Origin of the sequence: Halobaculum gomorrense (assembly GCF_900129775.1) — an archaeon.
Classification (GTDB): domain Archaea; phylum Halobacteriota; class Halobacteria; order Halobacteriales; family Haloferacaceae; genus Halobaculum; species Halobaculum gomorrense.
The window spans coordinates 21,850-46,827 of record NZ_FQWV01000001.1 but is presented as its reverse complement, the minus strand read 5'-3'; the positions used below and the strand labels follow the sequence as shown (position 1 = coordinate 46,827).

The following is a 24,978-nucleotide window of genomic DNA, read 5'->3' as shown; positions in this document are numbered from 1 at the left end:
CTGAAGCGACCGGCACGACCACCGGTCTCCGTGTTCGGGACCAGTGGGATCCGGGGTCGGATCGGCGAGGAAGTTACCGCGGCGACGGCCCTCTCTGTGGGCCGGGCGCTCGCAGCCGACGGATACGACCGGGTCGTCGTCGGCCGCGACCCGAGAGACAGCGGCCGGATGCTCCGGAAGGCCGTCGTCGCTGGACTGGAGGAGGGCGGCAGCGACGTGGTCGACCTGGGAATGGCGGCTACGCCGACCGTCGCACGCAGCGTCGGCCGCCACGCTGCCGACGCGGGCGTGGCGATCACCGCCTCCCACAACCCCGCGCCGGACAACGGACTGAAACTGTGGACGCCCACCGGACAGGCGTTCGACACCGAGCGACGCGAGCGGATCGCAGACCGGGTTCGCGAGGCGGACTTCGCGTTCGCCGCCTGGGACGGAATCGGCGAGACGACCACCGACGACCGCGCTGACCGCGCACACATAGAGGCGATCCGAGCGTCGGTCGGCGGCCCCCTCGACTGCTCGGTCGTCGTCGACAGTGGAACCGGCGCCGGTGGCGTGAGCGCGGACGCCCTCACGGCGCTCGGATGCGACGTGCAGACGCTCAACGCCCGGCCCGACGGCTCGTTTCCCGCCCGGCCGAGCGAACCCACAGCCGATCACTGTGACGTCCTCCGTGCGACCGTCGCGAACACCGACGCCGACCTCGGCATTGCCCACGACGGCGACGCCGACCGCATGTTGGCGGTCGACGAGACCGGGCGGTTCGTCTCCGGCGACGTCCTGCTCGCGCTGTTGGCACAGCGGAGCGTCGAGGCGGGCGACAGCGTCGCCGCGCCCGTCGACACGAGTCTGGCAGTCGACGACGCGCTCGCCCCGATGGACGTGACGGTGACGCGGACCCGCGTCGGCGACGTGTTCGTCGCCGAGGCGGCCACGGCCGAGGACGTCACCTTCGGCGGCGAGCCGAGCGGGGCGTGGATCTGGCCCGCGGAGACGCTGTGTCCGGACGGGCCGCTCGCGGCCGCGAAACTCGCCGCGCTGGTCGACGACGAGGGGGCGCTGTCGGCACTCGTCGACGGGATCGATACCTACCCGATCCGACGCGAGAACGTCGAGTCCGACGACAACGGCGCGGTGCTGGCCCGGGTGGAGACGCTGGTGCGCGAGCGCTACGACGCCGACCGGATCGAGACGCTCGACGGCGTTCGAGTCTCGTTCCCCGACGGCTGGATCCTCGTCCGCGCGAGCGGGACCCAGCCGCTCGTCCGCCTCACCGCCGAGGCGCGATCGGAGGAACGAACTACGGAACTCCTCTCGGAAGCGCGGGCGCTGGTGTCGACTGCGTCCGAGAACTGAGAGAATCCCGGAACCGACCGATTGCGGTCCGGTCGCGACTACTCGACGGTGACGCTCTTCGCGAGGTTCCGCGGTTTGTCGATCGAGCGACCCAGTCGGTCGGCCATGTGATACGAGACGAGCTGGAGTTGGACGTTCGCCAGCATCGGCGCCGTCCGGGGGTGCGTCTCCGGGATGGACAGGACGTGATCGGCGTATCGTTCCACGTCGGACTGGCCGTCGGTCACGGCGACGACCGGGGCATCGCGCGCTTCGACCTCCTTCACGTTCCCGATGGTCTTGCGGGCGCGCTCGTCGTTTCCGGTGACGACCGCGAACACCGGCGTGCGCGCGGTGACGAGCGCGAGCGGCCCGTGTTTCAGTTCGCCCGCGGCGAAGCCCTCCGCGTGCTCGTAGGTGATCTCCTTGAACTTCAGCGCCCCCTCCAGGGCGACCGGGAAGTTCTGCCCCCGGCCGATGAAGAAGAACGCGTCGTCGCCGAGGTACTCGTCGACGACGGCCTCGGCGGTCGTCTCGTCGAGCACCTGCTGGATGTCGCCCGGGAGGTCCCGAAGCGCGCTCACTAGCTCCCGCGAGTCCCCGGTCGCCCCGCCCGCGAGCGACTCGACGAGGAGGTTCAACGACGTGAGCTGCGAGGAGAACGTCTTGCTCGCGGCGACGCCGATCTCCGGCCCCGACCGGATGTACATGACGTGATCACACTCGCGCGCGACGGTGCTCCCGACGACGTTGGTGAGCGCGAGCGTCTCCGCGCCGCGCCCCGCCGCCTCCCGGAGCGCAGCGAGCGTGTCGGCCGTCTCCCCGCTCTGTGTGACGCCGATGACGAGGCCGTTCTCGGGCACGGGTGCGGGCCCGGTCGCGTACTCGCTCGCGATGAACGCCTGCGCGGGTATGCCCGCCTCGCGGAACAGTTCGACCCCGTAGAGGGCGGCGTGATATGAGGTGCCACAGGCGACGAAGTGGACGGTCTCCGGCGTCCCCACGTCGTCCAACTCCTCGACGGTGACCCGCCCGGAGAGCTCGTCGAGGCGGCCGCTGAGCCCCTGTCGGAGCGCGGTCGGCTGCTCGTGGATTTCCTTGAGCATGTAGTGGTCGTACCCGCTCTTGCCGGTCTGCTCGGCGCTCCAGGTCACGGTGGACACCTCCTTGTCGACGGCGTCGCCGTCGCGGTCGGCAACGCGCCAGCCGTCGGCGTCGATGACCGCCACCTCGCCGTCATCGAGGTAAACGACGTCCCGCGTCTGTTCGAGGAACGCGGGCACGTCGCTGGCGAGGTAGTACGTGCCGTCGCCGACGCCGAGGACGAGCGGCGAGTCGTTGCGCGTCGCGAAGATCCGGTCGTCGCCGGCGACGACGGCGGCGATGGCGTAGCTTCCTTCGATCCGGTCAAGCGTCCGACGGAACGCCGCTTCCGCCTCCATCCCGGCGTCGAGGAACGCGCCGAAGAGGTGCGGAACGACCTCCGTGTCGGTGTCGCTGGTGAAGGTGACGCCGTCGGCTTCGAGTTCGTCCCGGAGGGCCTGGTAGTTCTCGATGATGCCGTTGTGGACGACTGCGACCCGATCCGATTCGTCGGTGTGCGGGTGGGCGTTGGCGTCCGTCGGCGGGCCGTGCGTGCTCCAGCGGGTGTGCCCGATGCCGATCGGGCCACTGGGCGTCGCGTCGCCGTTGTCGATCGACTCGCGGAGGACGTCAAGGCGGCCCTCCTTCTTCTCCACGTCAATGGTGTCGCCCGCGAGCGCGACGCCCGCGGAGTCGTAGCCGCGGTACTCCAGCGTCTCAAGGCCGTCGAGGATCACGTCGAGGGTGTCGTCGTCGTGGCCGACACAGCCGATGATCCCGCACATCAGCCCTGCACCTCCGTGTCCTCGTCGACGTTTCGACGGAGCGTCACGCCCGCGGCGATGTCGGCGCCCGGACCGACGAGCAGTCCGGGCGTAACGGTCGCGCCGCCGCCGAGTCGCGCCCGGTCGGCGAGCACGCAGCCGAGGCGCTCGCCCTCGTGAACGCGGTCGCCGACGCGGACGTCCGCGGGGCCGCCCGGCGCGGTCGACCCGACGCCGATCTCGACGCCCTGACCCGTGATCGAGTCCTCGACCGTCGCGTTCGTGCCGACGCGCGTGTCGCTATCGATCACCGAGTGACGGACGACCGCGCCCGCCTCGACCGTCGAGCTGCGCCCGACTGCGGTATCGGGACCGACGATCGCCCCGGGTTCGATCGCCACGTCCGCCCCGACCACGACCGGCGCGTACAGCGTCGCCTCGTCGGCGATCGAGGCCGAGTCGGCGACGTGGACCCCTGGCTCTCGCTCCGGTTCGTTCACGCGCCCGTCCGCGAGCAGTGTTCGCGCGAGTTCGGTCAGGTCCCACGGGTAGGTCACCTCCGAGTGCATCCCGTTCGCTCTGACGCCGCGCACGTGACCACCGCGGTCGATCACGTCGGCGATGCCGTCGGTGAGAGCGAGTTCGCCCTCCTCGCGTTCGACGTTCTCGACCGCCGAGAAGAACGACGGGCCGAACGCGTAGACGCCCGCGTTGAGCAGGCGATATGAGCCGCTACCGGGTTTCTCGATGAGGTCGGTGACGGTGTCGCCGTCGAGCGTGACCGCCCCGTACATCGGTGCCTCAGTGGATTCGACGACCGCGAGCGTACAGACGTTTTGGGCCGAGTGGCCGTCGATGACCGCTTCGATCAGGTCGGTGTCGACGACCTCGTCGCCGTTGACCACGAGGAAGTCGCCGTCGAGGGCCTCGCGGGCCTGCAGGAGGGCGTGGCCGCTACCGAGTTGCTTGTCCTGTCTGTGGTAGGTTATCGTCCGGGTTCGGTAGGTGGGGCCGAAGTGGTCCTGCACGCGGTCACCCTCGTAGCCGACGACGACGTGGAGGTCGTCGATGCCGGCATCGACGAGCGCGTCGAAGACGTACTCAAGGATGGGGCGATTTGCCGCGGGAAGCATCGGCTTCGGACGATACTTCGTAAGTGGTCTGAGTCGTCGGCCCTCGCCGGCCGCAAGGACAACCGCAGAACCAATTGACATGCCCGAGTGTGGGTGAGTACATTACTGTATCTTTCGACCCAAGTAGGTAACCCGGTGGATCCTTCTCCGGTACGGTTGGAAACTGAGCCGTCTGCCCTGCAGGTGACTTCGTGTTACTCTTCGGCTCCTTAGTGGTGCTGAGGCTGTGTTATCTGGAGAGCTATTGTGATTCGACCGAATACGCCCCAGAGGAGCCGTCCAGCGAAGATCCGCTTGTCACGCCAAATCCGGGAAGAGACTTAGGTTAGGTCAAACTCGGTTTCGATGAAGTTGATGAGTGCTCGCGAGGACGCCTCCCACGTGTATTCTCGTTTGGCAAGTCGTCGTGCGCGGTCGCCGAGGGCCTGCCTCCGGTCGTGATCACTGCCAAGGGAAGTAATGACCCGAGGGAATTCAGCGAGTTCGGAGACGAGCATCACTTCCCCATGCTCTGCGTCGAACCCTCTGGCGCCGAACGGCGTAGAGACGACCGGGAGGCTTCGAGCGAAATAGTCGATGAGTTTGATGTTCGTACCACCTCCAGATATCATTGGATTGAGAGCGATATCAGCGGCATCGAAATGGGCCTCAAATCGATCCTCAACATACCCGGTCGTAGTTACATTGGAGGGAAGCGACTTCTCGTTCAGAGCGTTCCCAACCGATCCCATGATGATGAAGTGCGCGCGTTCTTCACCGCTGTTCATTTCTCGAGCGATTCCGACTAGTTCTCGAGCTGCCTCTACGTTCGGCTTGTAGTTGCTGCCCATAAACAGGCAGACGGTCTCTTCGGTAGTGATGCCGTACAGTGATCGAATGTGACCTGCTCTCTGACTCTCGGGACGGTGTTTTCGGAGGCTATCCACATAGGTCCCGTTTGGTGCGACCAGAACTGGACCACCAGGGTCGTATCGTTCCCGATAGACCGCCGCGTCAGTTTGACTTGTACAGACGATGGCGTCGGTCTCCTCCACGGAGCGACGTTCGAGTTGGTCAATTTTTCGTTGGACGCTGTTTGCGAACAGGGGTTGTTCGATGTCAGCGAACCGCTCGGTTTCGACGTTGTGGCTCGAAAAGATGACCGGCGTATCCGCAGGAGCGTTGTCAAGGACGTACGGCATCTGCCAGGGCTCGCGGGTTAAAACCGCGTCAGCGCCTTTGATCAATCTGTCCAGGCCGTCGCTTGCAACGCGGAGTGTCTGGTGGGCAAGAAGGTTCGGATACCCAAGCAGCATCAGGGACTTACTGACTTCGTGGAGAGGATTGAGATGGCGGTACTCGTCGTATCCCTCGTCGATTTCGACGTGCCGACGGAGGTCGAACGATTTGTACATCGCAGGGGACCCACCCTGACAATATCTGGAGACAGTATGACCTTCGGCAGGAAACTCCTTGACTAGGCCGTGAGTCCGATGGTCACCACCCATGCGCGGTGGAAACGTGACATACGGGGCGACCTGAGTCAGGTGCACGCATGCGATAGCGCGTATCGATACTTTATCAATGTCGGTTCGGTACCGCTCACTCGCTTTTGAATCGGTCCTCGTTCTCAAAGACCACTTCGCGTAACCCCTCCTCAAACACCTCATATCGATACTGTTCGGCGAACTCCTGAATCCGGTGAGTGTCGAAATCAGCGGGATCGAACGTTCGGATCGTGTTCTGAAGCGATTTAACAGTTGGCTCAAATGTGAGACCGGTCAATCCTTCCTCAACTTGGTCTTTCGTGAAGCCTTCGTTGACGCCGATCACCGGTTTTCCGGCACACAACGCTTCTGCAGCAACCAGACCGAAGTCCTCTTTTCGAGGACCGTATACCACTGCCGTTGCGCGCGCGGTTAGCGATTCAATGTCCTCAACGAAGCCACGGATCTCGATATTGTCGTGACCCGTAGCCAACTGCTCGAGGTTCTCTCGCTCCTCACCGTCGCCAGCTACAACCAGTTGCTCGTCCAACCCCTGAAACGCCTCGACGATGAGGTCGATTCGCTTTTCCGGGTCCAATCGTGACCAGGTGACGAAGTACCCGTCGTCGCCTTCGTTTCGCCAGTCGCCAGTGACTGGAGGGTAGACGACCTCTGCATCACGATCATAGAATCGTCTGATCCGGTCGCGAATCAGTTCGCTGTTTCCGACGAAGGTATCAACGTAATCTACTGCCTCCTTATCGAGCGTCCGCCAGATCTTGGCGTATGTGCGTGCACCGAAGGCGATGATCGGATAGTCTATGCGTTTCATCCGGTCTCGGAACAGGTCATACAGCCAGCGTGGTGGGCTGTGCGGGTAGTGGACGATCCGCTGGTGAGTTTCGGGTACGTAGAACTTCGAGAGCGGACCGCTTTCGAGGATCACGTCGTATTCGGCGAGTTCGTCACAGCCCTGAGTCATATCGATCGCAACGCTGGCAGATTCGAAGGGGTTCATTCCATTGTTCTTCCAGTCGAGCAGACGCCCGGAGAGCCCGCGAGAATACTTATCTTGCCGGATAGGTCGGACCTCTACGTCGGAAGGAACATCGACCCCACTGTCGACATACATGGTGTAGATCGGAGCATCGAGAACTCTGGCAGCCTCAATCGCGAACGTCTCGCTCCCGCCAATAGTCGGGAACCGATCGTGAAGGATCGCAACTGATTCTCTACTCATTCGTTCGTGCCTTGTGGGTTGGCTATCTCTTTTCCCGTATATACTGTCTCATTTAGAAGTGTGACTGCTCCACTCCATAGAGCTTTTTACGGTAGTCTCCCTGGTGGCAACCGACGTATTTCGAAGTTCGCCCTCGAGTAGATTCAGTGGTCTGAACAGTGGTGTTCCACAGACGTATGGGATGCTCTCCACAAGCGAATTCTGTCTGTGGAGGCCCTCTACTCGATTGTCTGGCCAACAGTCAACTCATCAAATATTACGCAGCCAAACCGCAGAGTGGGTATTCACAACGAGGTAATGTAGCGATCGATTGTCGTACCTGACAGTCGCTCAGAAACAGCCGGGTCACGCTTACGCAACCACACCGCAAGAGGGGGAAACAGGAGAGAGTGAAGAAACACCGAACAAACAGAAGGCGACGAACCCGACTCCCCGTCGGGCAGGGTGTGCACGCGGGCACACAGTCGCGAGCGTCGACGCGGCGACGCCCACTGTATCGACAGTCCGTGACAAGGGTACGCGGCCGTGTGTAGAAACTGACAAGCGTGCCTGAATGGAGATTACTCGGATCACCCCTTCACGACCAGCAGGTATTGTGATAGTTCTGGATATGCTGTGTCTGGATATCTGTGTGCAACTGCTGCAGCCGACTACTGCAGCAGATTACTGCAGCAGATTACTGCAGCAGATTAACCGAACAGTTCTAGTCCGCAAACGGCACCGCTACCGAGCCTCGATCGCGACAGCGGTGCTAATTGCGACGAATTTGAGTGTGTGAACTCGGCCAGCGTACTCTATCGCGCATCAGTGCTATCACGTAGTTCTCCATAGTGGGTCGGCGTGCCACAAGAGCAGCCATCAGTAGTGTGCCCGCGTTACTCAACGGGCCGTCGTCCAGATTGATGATGACACCGCTGAATCGCCATCTCGACGCTACCGACAAGTGCTCACTCCTGGCGTCGCGACGCCGCACCCACTGGGTCGCGGCCGGCCGCGCGGGCGGTCGCCCTGAATGGCGCAAAATGGTAGTTGGGTGGTGTACGTTTGCCTCTCTCTATGATCTTCTCTTGCGGAGCAGTACTGTACCTGTGGAGTGAGATATCCCCGGCTTCATAGGCAGTACTCCCCAGAATCGACTTACCGGCGACTGTGGAATTGGAGTTGAAATGAGGGGGTGTGGCGCAGTGGTCGGATCCCACATGCAGTCTGGCCATTGATCGCGATACCTGAATCTACAGACAACCGAACCTGTTCGTTTCTGATGGAATCAGGCATACAGCAGTTTGTGGCGGTGGATCTCTCTCACAAACGCGGAATTTTGAGCTCACCGCCGGAACTGGATATGGCCTCTCAGATCTACTCCGTCAGAGTGTGACACACCCATTGCCGTATCCAGTCGGAACCAACGCTGGTCCCAGCAGGAACGTATTCGACCGAGACCATAATAACAGTATTTTCACAGTACAATGAGTCGGTAGTTGCCTACTCATGAGGGTCCCCAACGGATTATTCGGGAGATAGAGACCGCAGTGAGACCTGCGCATTCACTCCGGCAGCTGGTTGACTCCGAGACTGCTGGAACACGCGCAGAGCATGAAGCCTGCGCACCACCGATATCGAGCCTCGATGAGCGGATCACTTGCTGGTTTTCCCACTACCAACAGCCGACCTCACGTGGTCGGTCGCAATCGAGCTACGTGTCGCCTGGTTCGTACCAATTGGGTCACGGTGATTCTGTTGAAGATCCATTATTACGATAAATCTCCAACTGAAACAGCCGTTAGGTAGATATGCGTAGTGATCGCGGGACAGTCGCGCCCGAGCGACGCGGTCAACGAGCGGGAGTAACCCGCGTCGGAGCGACTCCCGCCAGTCCGCAGCGGGACCGAGCAGCCGACGCGCCCGCGGACCCTGGAGCGCGCGGACGAACAATACGAGCGCGACGAGACTGACGAGCGATGCGACTACCAGTGCGTGCGACTGGAGTGTTTCAAGCATGGGAAATCTGGTGTTTGGCTGCAGCCAGCTGGTAGCGTACTGGCTACACCGCCGCGGCTACACCCGTACTAACAATGCTCATAGCGGCTGTGGACCCGTGTGTCCGCGGCGGGAGATAGGCGACAAAAGCGTCTGACATGGACCCGCCGCGGGTATTCGATCGGACGTAGTCCGTAGCGTGGGCCATCTGAATTGAGTTGCTCCCGTCTAGTATCACCCAGCGATCATCGCGAGTAACGCTTTTATGATGATTCGACATCAGTCTGAACCCGTCCGGGATCTGGACATACACCTTCGTGCTCCCACTTCCGGGCGCCACCATGCCAGCGACGGGCGACGGCCGTTGATCCGGACAGTCGCTCGTCGCTTTCACTCAGTTCGCGAGCAGAGATTGCAGTCCCGGCGTTCGCTTCAGTGTGGTGCCTCCATCCCGGGCGGCTATGCCGAGTACCCAGCTCTGGCGACGACTCCTGAGCCCCTCAGTAACTTGATGCCCCCACTACCGCTGTAGGCCTCACAGAGCTGTCTCGGTGATTCTTACGAGCACTACACTAGGGGTCAAAGAGGTACCGCGGTCACAGTCGTGATTCTCGGTACCACTCGACCGTATACTCAAGGCCTTCTCGGAGGGAAACCGTCGGCTCAACCCCAAGTTGGTCACGCATCCGTGAGATGTCCGCTTGCGAGTGAGCAATATCTCCCGAGCGGGCGTCGGTATGAACGATGTCTGAGCACGTATCCGTAATGTCTTGAATCTCCTCAGCTAACTCGCGGACTGAGATGGATTCCCCAGTGCCGACGTTATACGCTTGCCCAACCACGTCAGTAGTTGCGGCCGCGCAGTTCGCCCGGACAACGTCGTCGATGTAGACGAAATCGCGTGTCTGGTCGCCGTCCCCGTGGACGGTGATGTTCTCACCGGAGAGCGCCTGCTCGATGAACACGCTGATGACGCCGCTGTAGTCGCCCGCGACCTGTCCGGGACCATAGACGTTGAAATACCGGAGCGGGATGGTCTCCACGTCGTACAGGTTGGCATACAACCGCGCGTAGTGATCGATGGCGAGTTTGTCGAGCCCGTAGGGCGAGGTTGGCTCTTTCCGAGCGGTCTCCGAAATCGGGACGGATTCGGGATGGCCGTAGATCGCCGCACTCGATGCAAGGACGACTCGCACGTCGTTCGCTCGGGCAGCCTCAAGCAATCCGAGGGTCGCCCGTGTATTGGTCTCGTGGCTTTCAACCGGATCTTCGATGGAGTGCTGGACGCTCACGAGAGCGGCTTCATGAAAGACAACGTCGACGTCGGCCACGAGCTGTGAAAGCGTGTCCTCGTCGCGAATGTCTCCGTGGACGAACGTCACGTCGTCCGGGAGGGTTGATCGCTCGCCACTCGTGAGATTGTCAATGACCCGAACATCGTTGTCGTCAACAAGCGCATCCGAGAGATGACTGCCGATGAAGCCCGCTCCACCGGTCACGAGAATTCGTCGGTCCGTGAGACATCCAGTAGACACGAGCGAGCGTGCGGGTGCCCAGACTATGTGTTCTGCGGTCCCATTACGGGGTCAGTGAGCCACACAATGGAGAGTTGTCACGAGATCAGTCATCGGGGCACTCGTCTACTACCGTTGGCGGATCGGCTCGGGACCGGTCCACGCAAGATCGTCGTACGTGAAGCCGTCGGCGACACGCTTGAGCAAGACGGTATCGAGGAACTGCTTGTAGTCGACAATTGACAGCGGTGCGTATCGTCCGAGCCACAGATCATCGTTTTTCGATGTGGATCGCTACTAGCGAGAGCAACAGTTGTAGCAGGATGAACAAGCCCAGCAGGCCGACCGTACGTCTGAACGTGGTGACCCCGCCGATGCCTCGAGTGCTTGGAGGCGCGTGATGAACGAATCCCGGTTGGCTACCTTGACATTCCCTGCGACGGCGCCGGCGTTGGGGTTCGCTTTCAGTGATCAAACGAGTTCCGAGAGAGCATCTTGCTTGATGACAGAGTCGGCATCGACGGTGACGATGTGGTCGGTGTCCGTATGTCTGAGTCCGTGGTTGAGCGCTGAGTGCTTTCCATCGTTGTCCTTCGTGAGGACGATGATTGGTTCTGCGGCGTACGCCAGCGCGTAGCGCGCTGGGAAGTGACGCCGCTAATACACACAATATTTGCTAAATAAGCCACATACGTTCATCTATTGATAGTAATATCGATTACAACAGGAGATATAGTATAGATTCAAATCTCGATCGCGCTAAAATGTAACGGATCGTGAGAAAATGGGCATAGATTTATATACTCTGGTTATTGGGATTGGATCCGTGTTTAAACGTACGAACACAGTCGGCGGTGAAGTGAGGTGAAAGGCGATCGAGTGCGGCGGGTCACGAGATTCGACCGCAGTAGTGGCGAGGTAGCTGCGCGGAAATTCGCAGATGGCCTCCACGAGACGACGAGATGGCAGACTGTGAAGCGATGGGAACAGTCGATCGGAGCTGAGTACAGGGAACGGGCACGTGACCGGTGGTTCAACTACTTGTGCAGGGCTACAGTGATCGGTGTCGCGGCAGTGCCCACCGCTCTGGCGGTGAGTGTCGTCGCTACTGCGTGGGTGGAAGAGTGGATGCTGTCACTTCTTCGGTACCTGGTGGTTGATCATGAGACACTCTACACTATCGTTCTCTCTGCGAAGCTCGCTCCTGGCGTCCCAACGCTGTACGGCGGCCCAGTCGCTGTGATGGCGGGCAGTGTCGCAGTTATCCCAGCGCTCGCCGCCGGTCCGATGCTTCGTCGGGGGTGGACGCGGACATCCACGAGTCGGATCAGTGGACTCGCGACCAACGGTGAGGTCGAAACAACGGTCGGAACTGATGAGTCGGCCCCGGTCACGCAGTTGTTGAACTCATCGATGGGTCGATCGATCAGTACCACCGAGGCGAGCGCTCCGGATCTTCTGACGGGACTACAGCGTGCCAGTGCAGAGCGTCCCGAAAGTGAACAGGTCGTTGTCGGCGCTGTGACGATCGCCCCTGATGAACAAGGCAATGTCGTGATGAAACCCGGGAACAAGCAAGACAACTCCAACGAGGTGGTCGGTGAGCGAGTCACGCGGACGCTACGAGAGTCACAGGCACCTCTTGCAGGGTTCGAAGCACGGTTCGCGCCCATCGATCTGTCGAACAAGCGGATCGGTGCCTGGCGCAAGCGTTCGGACAACGGTGTAACCAGAGAGATCCTCGCAGACTGTCGCAATGACGGCGGACAGTTCGCCGTGACTGTCGTTGCAGTTGCTGTCGGAGTGTCTGCGAGAGCGACGGTGAAGACACTTCTGCAGGACGCGAAGTCGTACTTCAACCAGACGCCGGGCGTGTCGGCGAAGTCTCACATCGACTCGACAGATGTGGCTTCCCTGACTGAGTCGCCACCTGAACAACTGCACCCGAACGCAGTCTGGGATGACCACCGCCCAACGATCAAGCGATTGAACGGGAAGCGGACGCCGGTCATCTTGAAGGAAGCGGTAGTCGACTTCCTTCCCTCGGAAACTGACAAAGATACCGGGGGACTCGGGGATACTGGTGGGGAGTCACAGTTCCCGACTGGTCCCGACGACTTAGACAGCGGCTTCCTCGGCGGAGACGACTAGCGGCGCTGTCGAACCGATCGCCGCTAAAACGGCGAACCACGCATTCACAGAGACTAATGGGACTACGAATTGGCGACACCACACCGGACGATGTCACGAGGAGGCAGGCGATTGAGATTCCGCGTACGGCGCTTCCGTTTCACACACTGATCACTGGCAAGACGAATACGGGAAAATCAGTGCTTGGGGAGACGATGTTCACCTCGGCACACAAGTCGATGGAGGGGCCTCGAATCCTTATCGACGGGAAAGGTGACGGGATGAGTGAGCGGATTATCCGTGCTGTCTATGCAAGTGGTGCGCCGCTTGGTTCGGTGGTGTATATCCCAGTTGCGGAGGTACTCCCGGCGATCCCGTTTTTCGACATCAGCGCTGATCTTGCGGCAGGCCTTGGTCGCTCACGGGCGATCGAAAACCGTGCTGACCGATATCTCGAGGTCGTCCGGTATTTGAGCAGTGATGTGTCGTTCGGGAAGCGAACAGCGCCGACCATTCGGGCGTTGATTCGAGCGCAGTTCGACCCAGCCTACGGCGACAATGCGTTTCGGCATCGAGACTTGTTCGAGGAAGCGCGGGCGATCCAGCATGGCGGAGCGCCCCCGTCTGTCTCGAGCGACAGGGCCGCTCGGATTCTCGAGGATCTTGCGCAACTGGATGAAGATGTGCGGGAGGCAGTGATGACCGGTGTGATTACTGTCCTCGAGCAGGTCACCGGCCGTGTCGACTTAGCAACGGTATTCAATCATCTTGCGACTGACGAGTCGACACCACAGTTTCGGTTCGACCAGATCCTCGACACGGATGCAACACTGTTGTTCGATCTCGGTGATGTCGCCCGAGAGACACAGCGTGGGCTCGCCACTGTCTTGCTGGCCGAGTTATGGTTCGCACTAAAACGCCGAAGCAGGCAGCTTGCGTTGGATGTGGACCCGGGACATGTGTTCCTCCATATTGAGGAGGTCGCAAACATCGCACTGACGCCGCTGCTGTCGACGATGCTCTCAGAGGGGCGTGGATACGGCTTGTCGATTGTCTCTTCGATGCAGTTCCCGGGGCAGGCTAAACACGACAGTCACGCACCTGACCGACTCTATCACGAGTTAGTAGCTGAGTCACACGCCTTCGTTTCTGGGCAGGTTCCGGATGACCCCGTATTGGCAAAGCAGTTGTCGGTGCGAAGCTCCTCGCCTGCAGAGACTCAACAGGTACTCAGTGCGCTTTCTCCAGGCCAGTGGTTGTTTCGTGCACCACCGGTGGAGTTCGACGGTCGCTCAGCCTCGACGGTGCCGATGCGGTCGGCACCGCTTCCGCCGGGCTATCCGGAGAGTGACCGACCGCTTTCAGATGCCGAGCGTTCGGGGTTGGACCAAGCACTGGACGCATTGGTCGCGCGAACCAGTAACGAGATCGGTATCCACCCGACAGCCTACGAGCACGTGACGACTGATGAGTCCGATACAGTCTCCTCATCGGCTCCTGAACTCGTGCAAGCGGGGACAACACTGCCGGTGACGCCGGTCTTGCCAGACTGTGTGTCATATGTTGCAGACCGCGATGCGATCGCATGTGGGCACCCCTCGTGTTCGCAAGTGTATGACCCGACCTACGAAGGACTGCGTGCGGCGATTCGATGCCATCATTCAGTCGCCGACGTGTCGATCGAGTCGATTCCGGCGATTTACGCTTCGCTGAAGTTGTCTGCTGAAGAAATCGCGGCAACGCACGTCTCGGTGCAACAACTGCTGTTCTTGCAGGTCGTGCTCAACGCGACGCGGATGGTGTACTCCCCCGTTGAGTTCGATATCGTGCACAACTCGATGGTGCAGTTGCGCAACTACTGTGGGATGTCACGCGGTGCGGTAGATGAGTTGCTCGAAGAAGGCCTGTTGAAGCGGGATGATGGGTTACGTGAGACGCTATATACGGTGACTGCTGACGGGCGCTCGCTGTTGAACGAGCACAATCGCGAGGGTGTCGACCACGGTAACGGGTATGGTGATCTCGATGAGACGGCGACGCACAGGGCGTTAGTTGAGGCGTTGCGTCGCTACATCGTTCGGGAGTACAAACGCAGTGATGACTCGCCTGTCGATCGAGTGATCCCGTATTATGAGCCGCCCGGCATAGACTTTCGCGTCGACGTCGCCGGCTTGGATGCAGACCGAAACGTCGTCGTCGTTGGCGAGGGGGAATGCAAGAACCACGACGCTAGTGAGGCGGCCCCTCGTGACTTCGATAAGATGAGTGAGTTGGATGCGTCGGAAGTGCTGTGGGCAGCCGTCTCACGGAAAGCCGCACACCGCGCGATCATCGGGCCGCTGTCTGAGCCTGCTGACGGGAAGCCACGGATTGACGAGTCCTACAGTGACCGGACGCCGATGCGCGACGTGAACGACGCGATCGACTGTGCAGGGTTGACCGAGGTCTTCACGATGAAGCACCTACGGGATGCGCTTGGAGAACCTAGCTTGGTGTAGGCCTCCATTTGATCGCGGCCTTCTCGTTTGAAGCGGTCTCAAGGAGCTGAAACCGCTTCAAATGGGCAAAGAATTATATACTACTTTCCCGATATGTAACGGGAATTTGCAGTCGTACAGCATGTGTTATCGGCAAGTCCGGGCCTGGCTGCCAGACTCCACGTGGCTCAACACGACCCTGACAGCTGGTGGTAGTGGACAATCGAGCCTGCGTGAGGCCGTGACCACCGCCGACAACCGCTCTTCGAGACACACCCGCAGCTACCCACCCACACAACGTGTGAGTGCCCATGGACAATCGCGGCGCGGGCGGTATCTGGGACAGCTGTCCGAGGTGAGGTAGTGGCGTCTATGGCGGGATGGTGTCACCCCAACTCGTGTGGGCGGGCTATCACCAGCTGTCAGGGCTCCGGAAGCGCGATCGTGAGTCGATTCTGTGATCTACCGCCGATGTCGGCCGTGACCTCTCGCGGTGAGTCTGCAGCGAGTGCTTCGAGTTTCTCGAAGATGCGGCGGACCTCTGTCGAGGAGAGGTGTTCATCCCGCTTGAGACTCAGATTCTCCTTCACGACTGGTGCTGAAATGGTAATTCTCCGTCCGTAGGCGTCGTTGGTTGTCGTTCCCCACTCGCCAATGTGGCTCAACAGGTCACGAGCCCGGTGATGAACCGCATAGACGCGGTCGGTGATGTCGCTTGGCCCGTGTTTGAGCAGGCGCGTGAGTGTGTCCTCAGTTGCGCCACCAAGTGCCGCTGTCGTGTCGAGGTCCACCTTGTCGGCGATCGCGTCGACGATGCGACGGAGACGGGTCGGCTCTGCATTGGCTTCATGTGAGGTGTCAGACTGTGCCGTCGTATCGAGGGCGTCGATAAGTGAGTCGTGTGCTTCGAGCAGTGCTTCCTGTTCGTCGGTGATGTAGCCGCTCTCGTCGCCGACAATGATCCCATCGAGCCACGAGAGGTGCCGGTCGTGTTTGATCGTCACCGTGCGCTCGAGGGTGTCGAGCCGCTCTGTGAGTTCGGCTGACTGTAGAGTGTCGTCGGTGGTCTCGTCGTCTTCGAGTGCGTTCAGACGGGTACAGACTGTCTCTAGTTGCTCCTGTTGTGCATCGATGCGCTCTGCCTGGTCTCCGATGGTCTCAGTGAGGTCAGCGATCGTCGACTTCTGTTCGTGAACGAGTGCGACGAGTTGGTCGACATCCTGGTCGGTCGTCGGCAGTGCGTGTGCGGTCGATGATGTGTGTGACATATGGGTTGCGAGAGCTGTGGCTGGTGGTGTGGGTGGCGAGCGAGCGAGGCGGGGCGACGCGTCCTATCGTGTAGTCGCCTCCGGCCGGTCAGTGAGTGTCATCGTGAGCGGGTCCTCACCATACGGGTTCGTGACCGAGACGATCGCCCATCCGGCATGATAGACGAGATGAGCAACCAACAGGGGGACAGCTGTCGTCTCTCCATCGAACGTGACAACGAGTACGTTGTCCTCCTCGGCGACCGCCTCGACATGTTCTCGATGCGAGAGTGCGTCAGCGAGTTCTGACTGTGATCCCCGGCCATAGAAGCCCGAATCACAGATGATCCACGTATCATTCCCACTGCGCAGGGCAGTAATCGTGGATCGAGCGTCCCCCAGAAGCGTGGACAGTTGATAATTCATCTCATCGATGCTCAGATCGTTTTGCTCGGTGAACTCGACAGCAGAGATTGTTGTGCTGGCGTACTTCTCAAGTGTCTCTTCGAAGTAGCTGGTGAGTTCATTCGTCATCCGCCATGAGTTCATACCGATCACGCGCGCGTTCTCGAGGTGCTCGCCGGTTTCCTCGATTATGAGTCCAGCAGACGTACCTGCGAGTTGGAACTGCTCGCCTCTATCGGTCTCAACGAGCAGCGTTTCGTCGCCTTGATCAACGACGGTCACTGGGTCACTGCGCCCGTCCCACGTCATGACGTGTCCTTCGATCACCATCTCTGGGGAAAGCGGGTCGTACGTCATTGCTCACCCCGCGCGATGGCAAGTTGGAGTGCCTGCCGGAGGTGTGTGCGTGCGTCGGTGTCGGCTGTGAGGTTGAGTGCGTTTGTGAGGGTTTTGTACAGGGAGTCGTCGTCACTGACCTCGAGATGACAGCCACAGGGTGTGGCTCGGACAGTCGAGTCTCCAAGCGGCGATAGGAGAGTAATCGCCGCGTCGCAGTGTGGACAGTACGGAACGGCCACAGTCCCAGGAGACGTGCGTGCGCTGAGGACACTCGAAACGCGAGCGTGGTGCTGGGTGAGTAGTCTGTTACCCGTCGGCGTGAGCGTGTACGTCGGCGGCGAGGAGGTGTCGATCGCGATGGCGCTGCCGGTGAGATCCTCAAGCGCCGGGCCGATGCTCGTCGAGTGACCGAGTTCCTCGGTGAGTGCTTCTCTGGTGGCTCGGGTGCCATCGCGGTCCAGTCTGACGACTGTGAGGAGGAGGTCCCGTTGGAGGGCCGGTAAGTCCCCCCAGGCGAGCTCACTCATTGGTTGGTGGGTGTTGCAACTGGTTCGGTGCCGGCACGTTGATGCCGGCGCGTGTGCGAATCGATCATGTCGCTTGCTTGCGACCCCACACGGCGGGTGACGGTGAGGCGTCAGCCGCCACGTCTGTGGGCGGCGGGTGCGTATGGAGTCGCTCATTGTGTTCTAACAAGAGGGACCACTTAGTTGTTTCGTGGAAACCCACACATAGATACGTTCATTGGTTCGGTGGGTCTTTGCCGCGGCACGAATAGCAGATAGTTGATGACGAATCCGGGACTTCGAGACAGTGATATCAAATATCTCCGGGCCCTCTACATGTCTCCAGATCCGGTCGTTACATCCTCCGAGGTAGCTAAAGATGCAGGCGTCTCTCAGCAAGCGGCATACAGTAAGCTCAACGACCTTGAGGAACGCGGGTTAGTAATGAGCAAGAAGTCTGGCTCGCGATCTCGGGTTTGGTGGCTCACTACAGAGGGCAGGCAAGCATACGCCGAATCGGAGCTCTAACAGGTAGAGCAGAAATAGAAACAGCAGAGAACGCTTGGCCTCAACCTCTCGCGTGGCCACTCTAGGGAGCCATCCTGTGCAGTAGAACAGATCAGTTGTTTTGAGGCAAGGTTTTATGCTCCATAGGTTGTTACGTGGTAATGAGAAGTCAGTCTCGATAGGTGCTTGAAAAGAACGAGCGCCCGCCTGCGTGAACAGGTGGACTAGCTTCTCTAGCAACCAGAAGCCATGGTAGTAGATTCAAACCAGCCTGAAAGTTGTATCGTCAATGAGTGGAGTCTCCGATGAGGGTGTACGGTGTCCAATGTGGAAGATGTGGGTCAGCAATGATCCGCGGACAGAATGACATCAGTCTCTGTGTGAGCTGCTTCAAGGGCACTGAGGTGAGACAGTGAGTTGTCTCGCACAACGCCGAACCCAGGCACACAATCTCGCGAACACCCTCGCGGCGTGTGAGTGTGTCATCGGAGTAGATGTGATTGCACCCGGCGTCGACACTCATGTGGGGTGGACAGTCGAGACGACACTGCGACGTGACCGTGGCCCGTCTCGCATCCTCCGTATCTTCGATCGGTTTGACGCCGAGCTAGTAGATGCAACACCGCGGGGCGAGCGTCGACAGCTCGTGATCACTGTGGTAGTGTAGCACCCCGCTTCACCACCGTCTGCTCGATGAATAGCGGTGCTGGCATAGGGGTAGTGAACTGTTGACCCGACTGCTCTCGATATCGGCGTCATTTCATCTCGGCTCAGCGCTGACGACTACGTAGTGATGATCGACCCGACCCGGGAGATACCCGCCGACACCGACTACACACCCGCGGATGTCGGGTACGCGATGTTCGCGGACGACGACGTCCACCGCGAAGGGACGCTGCAGTAAGCGGGGCTCGCAGATCCCCCAGATCGCTTAGTCATTTATTTCCAGTATCGAGAGGATAACAATCCCGCCGATAGCCCAGCAGTCGCCATGGAACCGGAGGCGGTACGCCGCCAGTGTGATGAACTCCTCGATGAGATCGCAAGCGCCGTCGTCACCGAGCGGTCGACGCTGGAGACGATCCTCGTGGGGATCCTCGCGGACGGACACGTCCTGCTCGAGGACGTTCCGGGGACGGGAAAGACGCTGACTGCACGATCGTTCGCGGACGCGCTCGGCGTGTCGTTCTCGCGCGTGCAGTTCACGCCCGACCTGCTGCCCTCGGACGTCATCGGCTCGAACGTCTTCGACGAAGCGACGCGGGAGTTCGAGTTCCCCCCCTGGGCCAGTCTTCGCGAACGTCATGCTGGCCGACGAGATCAACCGGGCGCCGCCGAAGACCCAGGCGGCGCTGCTGGAAGCGATGGAGGAAGGGCAAGTCACCGTCGACGGCGACGCGTATGCGCTTCCCGACCCGTTCGTCGTCATCGCCACACAGAACCCCGTCGAGATGGACGGCACGTTCGAGCTCCCGGTCGCTCAGAAGGACCGGTTCGCGGTCAAGACCACGCTGGGGTATCCCGATCGCTCGGGTGAACTCGAACTGATCGAGCGCCGGGCGTCGCGCCGGTCGAAGTCGGCGTCGGTCGAACGGGTCTGCACCCCGGAGCGTCTCGACCAACTGCGGGAGGCGCCCGAGGTCGTCCGCGTGGAGTACGCCGTTCGCGAGTACCTCGTCGACGTCGCCCGCGCGACCCGAGAACATGAAGGCGTCCGCACGGGCGTGTCACCGCGAGGTATCCAGAAGTTCTTCGAGGCCGTTCGTGCCCACGCCGCACTCGAGGGTCGAGACTACGCGACGCCTGACGACGTCAAGGCAATGGCGCTGCCGGTCCTCTCTCACCGAATCGTCGTAACCCCCGACGCTCGCGTCGACGGCGTCGCGACGACGGATGTCGTCTCAGCGATCCTCTCGGACGTTCCCGTTCCGCAGTTGAACACCTGAGTCGACGCGTTCGATGCGGGCTAGCAGTTCTCGCTCGGTTCCGGAACAGCGTCGCCTCGCCGGAATTGGGTTCACTGATTCGAAACCGGAAACACCGTTCACCGGTGGGATGCCAACAGCAGGACGACACCGGCGACCAGCAGCGCGACGAGGGCCTCGAATGGGAGGCTGTCGACGCCGAGATGGGTCACCCCGAGGACGGCCACGACGGCGCCCGCGGCGAGACCGCCGCTGAGCATCACGTGAGCGAGTTCCCCTCGGACGGTGACTGTCTCCGGGTGGGCACCGACTTGCACTCCCAGCGACACCGCGTTCTCGGCGGCGTCCCACGCGAGGATCGTCGCTGCTGCCGCGACCACGAGCGCCGTCGTGGACGCCCCGCGGACGACGCCGCTCGTAAGCACCGCGACGAACAGCAGTCCGGACCCGACGGCGATCAAGAGTCGACTCCAGCGGAACCCTATCGGCACGAGCGCCGCGGCGAGCGTCCACAGCCCCAGTATCCCGGGTAACAGTTCGAGCCGATGGATGATCCGTGGAGGTTGCGTGACGGCGTTGCCTGCCGCGGCGGTGACGACCAGACACCCGCACACCACCAGACCGAGGCCGACGGCACCACGCCACCGGTGCCACAACCGGCCGCCGAGGCCGAACGTGCTCACGCCGATGAGCGCCCCCATCAGGAACTGTCGCTGGAGCGTCGTCTCGGCGATTAGTCCCACAGCGACGGCACCGAGGATGACGGCGACGACGCCGCTCACGACGGTCGAGTGCCGGAGGAACCGGTTCGCAGCCGACGGGGCGGCCGTCATCGAATTCCCCGTTCGACGGTCGCCAACGCCGCCCCCAGTGACTCGTCGGGGTCCCGGTCGACGGCGTCGTTTGCGTCGACGCCGAATGTACGCCCATTTCGCTTCCTCATCGTGGGTACCGGACGTGATATTGTGTTCGTCCGACATATTCTGACTAAACTAGCAGCCTGCGTCGGGGTGCTCCGCTACCGAATGTCGGGCGTCGTACGTAGCACTTAACCCTGTTCCCATGACAACACGACTTAAATGGAGCGAGGGTGGCGATATCGACTGGCCAGCGTCGGGGGCGTGATCCTCCTATCGACGCTAGCGGTCGCCATTGCGAACCACGGCGTGGTCCAGTCAGCCGTGGCGACGCTACCGCTGTTACGGCGGCTTCCCGCGGGCTCGCCCGACGGCCCGGAGTTCGCGATCGAGGTCCTGCTGACCGTCGTGGTGTTCACGGGGGCGTTCTTCCCCTTGTACCGGCCGCGGCCGCGCCGCGTCCTCGACACAGTTGCGCTCACGCACAAGCGGGTGATCGTCGCCGTCTTCGCCGTCGCGACGATCGGCTACTTCGACTACACGTACGCGCTTCCGCGGCTCACGGTGCTGTTGGTCGCGCCGGTGCTGTTCGTCGCCCTGCCCGCGTGGTTCGTGTGGATCCGCCAGCGGCCGAACGGCGACGGGGACCGGACAATCGTCGTCGGCGACGACCCCGACGTGATCGCAGACGTGATCGGACAGGTCGACGAGGAGCCGCTGGGGTATCTGTGCCCGACGAACGCCGTCGGCGTGCAGGCGGAACTCGGCGCGCAGGCGATCGCCGACGGCGGCGTGCACGTGGAGGGGTTGGCCCGACTGGGCGGGCTCTCGCGCATCGAGGACGTGCTCGTGGAGTACGACGTCGACACGGTCGTGCTGGCGTTCGAGCACGCGGACAGGGCGGAGTTCTTCGGGGCGTTAGATGCCTGTTACGAGCACGGCGTCGACGCGAAGGTGCATCGCGATCATTCGGATACGGTGTTGACGTCTGGGGAAGATGTGGGGCGGTTGGTGGACGTTCAAATTGAGCCGTGGGATATCCAGGACTACATGCTGAAGCGGGCGTTCGACGTGGCGTTCTCCGGAGTAGGGTTGGTGGTGTTGTTACCGGTGATCCTGGGCATCTGTGTGGCGATTAAGGTAGATGACGGTGGGTCGGTGCTCTACAAGCAGGAGCGGACGGCGGTGTTTGGAGAGAGGTTCGACGTGTACAAGTTCCGGTCGATGGTCGAGAACGCCGAGGCGACCACAGGCGTGAAGATCAGTGCCGAAGATGAAGGTGGCGTTGATCCCAGGGTAACGCGAGTCGGACGCGTACTCCGACAGACGCACCTCGACGAAATTCCGCAGCTCTGGGCGGTGCTGTGGGGCGACATGAGTGTCGTTGGCCCGCGTCCGGAGCGTCCAGCATTCGACTTCGACATCCAGTCCGGCGTCATCGACTGGCGGAAACGCTGGTTCGTCAAGCCGGGATTGACCGGCGTCGCGCAAGTGAGGGGGGTCACGGGCGCTGACCCGCAAACGAAAATCCGCTACGACCTTCAGTACGTGAAGAAGCAGTCGTTCTGGTACGACCTGAAGTTGATCGTGAGGCAGGTGTGGAAAGTGGGTGCGGACGCCTTTTACATATTTTTACAGGATTAAATTGTAGGGCATCGGGCGAAAGTAATATCGATGCCACAGTAGGGATATTCGATAGATTAAGGTAACTCAGAATCTTGGTGGATTCTATGCGAAGGTTAGTTCGATATGGGATTAGAATATTGAGGGAAGAGGGGTTAACACCCTTCCTTTCTAAATTTCTCAAATTTTTGAAAAGTTACTTGTACGCTCCCGTCGCTCTGATCTCGTTGTTTGCCACTGGTCGCAGTTTTTCTGAGGCAATGCTTGTGTTGCCTCTTGGAAAACCGTTGGATCGAGTCGATGCGTTACTTGATCCGCCATTTAACCCAACCCCTCCTATGGTGAAAGATACCGTAAAAGCAAACCACATTTCTAGATATCTATTTGCAATAGATCTATTTGATAAATATGATGTTGGACCGGAGCATTTAGATGTAGCATGTGGTGTTGGCTATGCAAACAAAATTTTCAGGACTCTTCGGCCAGGCACCAATTACCTCGGCGTAGAGATTGACTCTGCCGCAATTAATTACGCAAATGCACATTATGGCAATGAAGCAAACTATGTTAGGGGTAATGCAGCCCATTTGCCGTTGAAGGAGAATTCCAGGGACAGCGTTAGTTGTTTTGAAACCCTGGAACATGTTAATGACGATAAAAAACTCCTAAACGAATTGCGCAGAGTTGTTAGTGATGATGGGTGTATCATAGTCTCTGTCCCTAATAACCAAGATCTATCGAGAATGGATACCAAAGAACAACTCAAGGACTATCCTCATGTCAATAGCTATGATGCCCGTTCCTTTGAGAGATTACTTAATGACGTCTTTGAAGACAGCGCAATTGATACATACATACAACAGAAGGTAGTGCAAAATCCCCAACGAATAGAAGACTCCAGAGCACAGACTCCGTATGGATTTTATCGCAAGGACAGTGGGGATTGTAGTGAAGAAACAGGTGTACTAATTGGTGTTGTTAGAGGCCTATAGGTAGATGAGTAACATTCTACGGCTATTTTCGATTGCTTTGGTCGGAGCCTTAATCGGCAAATCTATCAGATATCTAACTAATGTTCTTATTGGGCGTTTTTTCGGCCCTGAAGCATTGGGGGTATTCACCACAGGCGTCGTTTTGTTGAGTATTGGTAGTGTTGTTGGAAGATTCGGTTTGGACAACACTGCACAAAAGTACATACCTATCTATAATAGTGATGAAAATAAAGAAAAAACGTTCAGTATTATTTCTATTTGTTTGATTTCATCCTTTAGTTTGAGTCTGTTGATTAGCGGGATCGGGTATCTTAGTCTGAAACAGTTTTCCATTCTCCAGTCGGATACTGGGGATGTCTTGAAGATATTTCTTCTAGGCATCGCGCCGTACAGTGTGATGACCGTTGGAATGGCAGCTACCCGCGGATTTAAAGAAACAAAATACGCAGTGTATATTCGTGATTTTGGCCAGTCAATTACTGCCTTGGCTGGTGTAATACTCGTTACAATTACGCTACACTCGATCAAGCTCCTGGCTGTTGTTTACGTGATATCCACTGCTCTCGGGGCCGCACTTTCAATAATATTCCTAGTTAGGTTGGTAGAATACAAACCCTCATTTGAATTGAATGTCGATATCAAAGAGCTGGTGGGGTATTCTGTTCCGGTTCTCTTTGTTGCGGTGGTGAATCAAGCCCTTTCTTGGACAGATATTTTAATGCTAAATATTCTGGAAAATAACTATGCTGTTGGCCAGTATCAGGCTATTTTCCAAACTTCTGCTACATTGATGCTCTTACAACAATCTGCAAACGCGATATTCCCTAGCTACGCATCTGACTATTATCATAATTCCAATAAATCTCCACTATCAAATATTTACACCGGAATGACAAAATATTTAATTTGGTTGGGTGTCGCTGGTGGGGGGTTTCTATATTTGTACTCTGGCCCAGTTCTTTCGATCTTTGGAAGCGGTTTTACTGGATTGGAACGCGGGTTACGGGTACTGGTAATTGGACAGTTATTTGCTGTAGGATTTGGTCTGGGTGGCCCCTTTTTGATAATGGCTGGGTACGAGCGGTCAGAGTTTATAAACTCCACAATTTCTGCACTACTTAATATAATCTTGAATTTTATCCTTATAGCTCGTTATGGGGTGATTGGAGCTGCCGTAGCTACTGCATCCACAATCGTCGTTGTGAATACTCTCCGAATTATTCAAGTAAAGTATTTCATTGGAATCCATCCATTTTCACGTTCTTATTGGAAAGGAGCTGCCTCTTCGGTCAGTGCAATAATTGCTATGTTCCTACTCAGAGATATTCTGGGGAACTCCTTACGAACTGCTCTAATCGCCGGGGCGATTGGACTTGCTACGTTTATACTACTAACTATACTATTAGGAGTTGATGCGGAAGACGAATCCTTAATCAGGGCTCTTAAATAGTGTTTTGC

Annotated in this window: 17 protein-coding genes and 1 pseudogene; 8 read left to right on the top strand and 10 right to left on the bottom strand. The window is 59.2% G+C overall.

Features of this window, described 5'->3' with window-relative positions; genetic code table 11:
* The first annotated feature begins 30 nt into the window (after positions 1–30).
* Positions 31–1,356 (top strand): phosphoglucosamine mutase, encoded by a 1,326-nt coding sequence (gene glmM / locus BUE16_RS00170; protein ID WP_073306327.1) that lies wholly within the window; start codon positions 31–33, stop codon positions 1,354–1,356.
* Positions 1,357–1,394: 38 nt separating this feature from the next.
* Here glmM and glmS read toward each other — a convergent pair whose 3' ends face one another.
* The 6 genes from glmS to BUE16_RS17450 all read right to left on the bottom strand — a co-directional run bounded on the left by glmS (position 1,395) and on the right by BUE16_RS17450 (position 11,142).
* On the bottom strand, positions 1,395–3,203 hold the full coding sequence (gene glmS, locus BUE16_RS00165) for a glutamine--fructose-6-phosphate transaminase (isomerizing) (RefSeq protein WP_073306325.1): 1,809 nt from the start codon (positions 3,201–3,203) through the stop codon (positions 1,395–1,397).
* The gene (locus BUE16_RS00160) at positions 3,203–4,396 is read right to left on the bottom strand and encodes a sugar phosphate nucleotidyltransferase (protein WP_073306323.1); all 1,194 of its coding nucleotides are present in this window, start codon (positions 4,394–4,396) and stop codon (positions 3,203–3,205) included. Before BUE16_RS00160 ends, glmS begins: the two co-directional genes overlap by 1 nt.
* 239 nt (positions 4,397–4,635) lie before the next feature.
* On the bottom strand, positions 4,636–5,802 hold the full coding sequence (locus BUE16_RS00155; RefSeq protein ID WP_200778354.1) for a glycosyltransferase: 1,167 nt from the start codon (positions 5,800–5,802) through the stop codon (positions 4,636–4,638).
* A gap of 94 nt (positions 5,803–5,896) precedes the next feature.
* Positions 5,897–7,021, bottom strand: coding sequence for a glycosyltransferase (locus tag BUE16_RS00150; protein ID WP_200778335.1), 1,125 nt, complete (start codon positions 7,019–7,021; stop codon positions 5,897–5,899).
* Positions 7,022–9,594: 2,573 nt separating this feature from the next.
* Positions 9,595–10,533 (bottom strand): NAD-dependent epimerase/dehydratase family protein, encoded by a 939-nt coding sequence (locus BUE16_RS00145; protein WP_073306319.1) that lies wholly within the window; start codon positions 10,531–10,533, stop codon positions 9,595–9,597.
* A 450-nt stretch (positions 10,534–10,983) separates the two neighbouring features.
* A complete protein-coding gene (locus tag BUE16_RS17450) occupies positions 10,984–11,142 on the bottom strand; it encodes a glycosyltransferase (protein ID WP_079991466.1) in 159 nt (52 codons plus the stop codon).
* A 342-nt stretch (positions 11,143–11,484) separates the two neighbouring features.
* Here BUE16_RS17450 and BUE16_RS16145 point away from each other — a divergent pair, with 342 nt between their 5' ends.
* Complete coding sequence (locus BUE16_RS16145) at positions 11,485–12,663, top strand: hypothetical protein (RefSeq protein WP_234972294.1); 1,179 nt, start codon at positions 11,485–11,487, stop codon at positions 12,661–12,663.
* A 56-nt stretch (positions 12,664–12,719) separates the two neighbouring features.
* The gene (locus BUE16_RS16140) at positions 12,720–15,140 is read left to right on the top strand and encodes a type IV secretory system conjugative DNA transfer family protein (protein ID WP_143165326.1); all 2,421 of its coding nucleotides are present in this window, start codon (positions 12,720–12,722) and stop codon (positions 15,138–15,140) included.
* A 401-nt stretch (positions 15,141–15,541) separates the two neighbouring features.
* Here BUE16_RS16140 and BUE16_RS00125 read toward each other — a convergent pair whose 3' ends face one another.
* From BUE16_RS00125 to BUE16_RS16135, 3 genes are all read right to left on the bottom strand, one after another.
* On the bottom strand, positions 15,542–16,387 hold the full coding sequence (locus BUE16_RS00125) for a hypothetical protein (RefSeq protein WP_073306313.1): 846 nt from the start codon (positions 16,385–16,387) through the stop codon (positions 15,542–15,544).
* Between the two features lie 63 nt (positions 16,388–16,450).
* On the bottom strand, positions 16,451–17,128 hold the full coding sequence (locus BUE16_RS00120; protein ID WP_143165325.1) for a hypothetical protein: 678 nt from the start codon (positions 17,126–17,128) through the stop codon (positions 16,451–16,453).
* Positions 17,125–17,637 (bottom strand): hypothetical protein, encoded by a 513-nt coding sequence (locus BUE16_RS16135; protein ID WP_143165324.1) that lies wholly within the window; start codon positions 17,635–17,637, stop codon positions 17,125–17,127. Before BUE16_RS16135 ends, BUE16_RS00120 begins: the two co-directional genes overlap by 4 nt.
* Positions 17,638–17,898: 261 nt before the next feature.
* On the opposite strand from BUE16_RS16135, the gene BUE16_RS17445 reads away from it, so the two are divergent.
* Both BUE16_RS17445 and BUE16_RS00110 read left to right on the top strand, forming a co-directional pair.
* The gene (locus tag BUE16_RS17445; RefSeq protein ID WP_073306309.1) at positions 17,899–18,144 is read left to right on the top strand and encodes a helix-turn-helix domain-containing protein; all 246 of its coding nucleotides are present in this window, start codon (positions 17,899–17,901) and stop codon (positions 18,142–18,144) included.
* 970 nt (positions 18,145–19,114) lie between these two features.
* A pseudogene (locus tag BUE16_RS00110) lies at positions 19,115–20,069 on the top strand (AAA family ATPase).
* Between the two features lie 98 nt (positions 20,070–20,167).
* On the opposite strand, the gene BUE16_RS15940 reads toward BUE16_RS00110, so the two are convergent.
* Entirely contained in the window at positions 20,168–20,881 is a 714-nt protein-coding gene (locus tag BUE16_RS15940; RefSeq protein ID WP_079991413.1) for a DUF7519 family protein, read from the bottom strand.
* A 246-nt stretch (positions 20,882–21,127) separates the two neighbouring features.
* On the opposite strand from BUE16_RS15940, the gene BUE16_RS00100 reads away from it, so the two are divergent.
* The 3 genes from BUE16_RS00100 to BUE16_RS00090 all read left to right on the top strand — a co-directional run bounded on the left by BUE16_RS00100 (position 21,128) and on the right by BUE16_RS00090 (position 24,970).
* Positions 21,128–22,549, top strand: coding sequence for a sugar transferase (locus tag BUE16_RS00100; protein ID WP_073306307.1), 1,422 nt, complete (start codon positions 21,128–21,130; stop codon positions 22,547–22,549).
* Positions 22,550–22,635: 86 nt separating this feature from the next.
* Positions 22,636–23,520, top strand: a complete 885-nt coding sequence (locus BUE16_RS00095) for a class I SAM-dependent methyltransferase (RefSeq protein ID WP_079991412.1) — start codon at positions 22,636–22,638, stop codon at positions 23,518–23,520.
* Positions 23,521–23,524: 4 nt separating this feature from the next.
* Positions 23,525–24,970: an oligosaccharide flippase family protein gene (locus tag BUE16_RS00090; RefSeq protein ID WP_073306303.1), complete on the top strand. Its 1,446-nt coding sequence runs from the start codon at positions 23,525–23,527 to the stop codon at positions 24,968–24,970.
* Positions 24,971–24,978 lie beyond the last annotated feature (8 nt).